We start from the raw sequence: 3,928 nt of genomic DNA on the forward strand, positions 1-3,928 counted from the left end.
CCTCAACCGCGCCGTCGCGGTCGGCGAGGCCGACGGCCCGCGGGCCGGCTTGGCCGCCCTGGCGGGTCTCGAGCCCTCCCTGCCCCGCCTCGCCGCCGCCGCGGCGTACCTACACGAGCGTGCCGGTGACCCTGTGACCGCAGCACGGCTCTACACCGAAGCCGCCCGATCAGCGCCCAGCCTCCCCGAACGCGACCACCTCACGCGACAGGCCGCACGGCTCAACGCAAAGCTGCGCGGTTGAGTGGCCGCTCAACGGGGATAGACAGTTACCCGCGCGACAGCAGGTATGGGAAAACAAATCCACGAAGGCCACCCAGGAGCTCATCAACACACACCGCGTGAAACATCGGGCAGCCAAAGAAAAGGAAATCAGGCTTGCCGACGTGGTCCTTGTAGACGTGGTCCTTGTAGGAGACCGCAGCTGTGGAGTATCGCCCTGATGGACAAGCGGGGACGAAGCACCGAACTCGACGTCGATTAATGGAAAACAGCAGGAAACTTCGACGTGCACTGCTCCAGGCCGTTCCAACCGAGATCATCGGTCCGTTTCCCGAACCGTGAAAGCCTCGGCACTGTCCCGTTGGAGGGACCGGCTTATGCGACGCCCTCGGTCTGGGCGTGAGCATCGTCCTGACGGCCGCTGCATCCCTGGGGCATGCCGTCTGGATGAGCCGGCAGCCCTAGACCCGTTCCCTAACGGGAGACGGAGGGAACCGGATGCAGTCTTCCCATTATCGGGGCCTTGAGCCGCCGAAAAGATCGGCCCTCTGGCTAAGTCACCACAGCCCATCCCTCCGGTCAAGGGGTTGGCGCGGGCTCGAGGGCCGGTCCACCTCGCCGTGGACGAGGGTTCACCCGGGGTTCAGTTAGCGGCGGTGAACCGGCCATTCGGGATTCCTAGGGTTGCTGCGGGGCAGCCAATGGTGCGCCTCCGTCTCCACTCAGCTCTGACCGTCTGGGGTTCCAAGTCTTGGCGCCTCCAGACGGACCTTCCCGGGGAAAGAAAAACAAAATAAATGGATAATCGCAAAACCCTCGCACCGCTGGCGGCTGGCGCCGTCGGCCTGTCCATGCTGCTCGGCGGCATGCCTGCGGTCGCCGCCCCGATTGCTGATCCGGCAGCGGCCTCGTACTCCCACCTGGTGCTGAACATCGGCGCCACTGAAAACGACCGCAACTTCGTCTGGTACTCGAATGTCGACGGCGACCAGCAGGTCAAGCTGTCCGTCAAGGGCGCCGAAGCCGACACCACCCAGCTCCTGGACGCCGCCGAATCCGGTGCCGCGAACGACCAGCCCGGCTTGGGCTGGCAACAGGCCTCCGTCACGGGCCTCGTCCCCGGAGCCACCTACATCTGGCAGGTCGGGTCCGATGAGCTGGGCTGGTCGGAAGCGCAAGAGTTCGCGGTCCAGTCGGATGACAAGCTGGACGTGCTGGTGTACGGCGACACACAGATCGGCTCCGGCGGCGGTGTCCCCAGCGATGCGGGGGCCTGGCAGGACACTCTGGACAAGTCGCTCCACACGGTTCCCAACCCGGACTTCCTGCTCTCCGTGGGCGACCAGGTGGACGACCACGACTCGGACTCCCAGTACGACGACTACCTGGCTCCCGAGCAGCTGCGCCAGCACGCCCTGGCCACCAACATCGGCAACCACGATGACGGTTCCGTCTCCTACTCCGAGCACTTCAACATGCCGAACGAGCATGACCTGGCCGGCTGGGACGCCGGCCTGGGCAACTACTGGTACATCCAGAACAACGTGCTGTTCGTGTCGATCAACTCCAACGAGCAGGACCCCGCGGCGCACTCCGACTGGGTGCGGCAGATTGTCGCGGAGCACGGTGCTGGCGTTGACTGGAAGGTCGCCACCTGGCACCACGCGCCGTACTCCACTGCCTCGCATGCCACCGACGGAGACATCGAGTCCCGCCGCGAGTGGATGCCGCAGCTGATGTCCGAGCTGAACTTCGACCTGGTCCTCTCCGGCCACGACCATGTGTACACCCGCTCGCACCTGCTGAACCAGGGCCACCCCGTGGGCGACCTGAGCGCACCGGCCGAGCTGGCCAAGCAGGACGGCGAGGTGCTCTACCTGACCATGAACTCCTCCACCGGCTCGAAGTACTACACGATCCAGGAGAACATCGACTTCACGTTCAACGCCGTGGAGAGCCAGAACCGCCAGACGTCCTACTCGCATCTGGAAGCGGACGGCGACTCCATCCGTGTCACCACCCGCCAGACCGACGGCACCGTCCTGGACGACGTCACGCTGACCCGCGCCCCGGAGGGTGTCACACCGAACCCGGTCCCTGATTATCCGGCACAGACCGTGTTCGAAGGTGCCAGTGCAGTGGACGAGCCGGTGGAGAACGTGGCGGACCCGGAGACCGGCGAGGTCACGGTCGAAGCCCGTGTGCTGTCCGCCAATGACGACGCCGAGGAGTACGTCTCCAACGGAGAGATCTACCTGGACTCTTCCGACTTGGAGATCACCCAGGAGTCCCCGGGCGAGACCGATCCGGAGACGCAGAACATCGGCATCCGCTTCGACCAGGTGTCCATCCCGACAGGCGCCACCATCACCGGCGCCTACCTGCAGTTCACCACCGATGAGCCGGACAAGAACGCTGACCCGTTCAACGTCACGATCTCCCAGGAGAACACCGGCCATGCCGTCCGCTACACCGAGGATGCGAACAGCGTTTCCAACCGTGAGTACCTGGATGGGACCGTTTCCTGGACGGACATCCCGCAGTGGACCACCGCCGGCGAAGCCGGAGAAGCGCAGCGCACCCCTGACCTGACCAGCCTGGTGCAGTCTGTGGTGAACCGTGCGGACTGGGCCAGCGGCGCAGCCATGGCCTTCAAGCTTTCCGGTACCGGCACCCGCACCGCCGAGGCCTACGAAGGCGGCACCGGCGAGGAAGCTCCGAAGCTGATGGTCACCTACACTATGGACGACGCCACCGAACTGACCGCCACCATCCAGGAGGCGCGCGACGACGTCGAACAGTACACCGTGTCCGGGAAGATGGACCATGGTTCTTCCGACCTGGAAATCGTGGACGAAAAAGAACCCCAGATCATCGGACTGCGCTACGCCGGGCTGCAGATCCCGGCCGGCGCCGAGATCCTCTCCGCCCGCGTGCAGTTCACCACCGATGAGCAGGACAAGAACGTCGATCCGTTCAACGTCAGCATCGCCGGCGAAGCGACCGACTCGTCCGCCGCATTCAGCGATACCGCCTTCGATCTGGCCAACCGTGAGCTGACCGAGGCGACCGCTGCGTGGGCGGACATCGAGCCGTGGCTCGTCGAGCACGAGTCAGGCGCGGACCAGCGCAGCGCGGACCTGTCCGCCATCATCCAGGAGGTCGTGGACCGTGATGGCTGGGCCGAAGGCAACGCCCTGTCCCTGCTGCTCTCCGGTACGGGCCAGCGCAGTGCGGAGTCGGCCGACGGTGAACCTGCGATGGCTCCGAAGCTGAACATTGTCTTCCGCGCTGACCCGGCCGGCGAGCCGTCGCCTGAGTACACCCCGCCGGCGGAGAGCCTGTTCCCGGATGTGGTCACCGGGAACGTCTTTTACAAGGAGATTTCCTGGCTGGCTGAACGGGGGATCTCCACCGGCTGGCTTGAGGCCGACGGCACCCGGTTCTTCCGCCCGGTGACCCCGGTGGCCCGTGACGCGATGGCCGCCTTCCTCTACCGCATGGCCGGCGAACCGGACTACACCGCCCCGGCGGAGAGCCCGTTCCGGGACGTGACGGTCGGGAACATGTACTACAAGGAGATCGCCTGGCTGGCCGAACAGGGCATTTCCACCGGCTGGACCGAGCCCGACGGCACCCGCACCTTCCGCCCCTATGAGCCCATAAACCGGGATGCGATGGCAGCGTTCCTGTACCGGCTGGCTGG

At 65.5% G+C, this 3,928-nt stretch carries 1 protein-coding gene and 1 pseudogene; both read left to right on the forward strand.

The window, feature by feature from the left end:
- Window positions 1-244 (forward strand): annotated as a pseudogene (locus tag AC5RW2_RS41085) (RNA polymerase subunit sigma-24); the annotation flags it as partial.
- 775 nt (window positions 245-1,019) lie between these two features.
- Window positions 1,020-3,928: metallophosphoesterase (locus AC5RW2_RS41090; RefSeq protein WP_494075299.1), on the forward strand; the 2,909-nt coding region annotated here is incomplete at its 3' end.

The sequence above is a fragment of the Arthrobacter sp. B0316-1-20 genome (genome assembly GCF_059091865.1).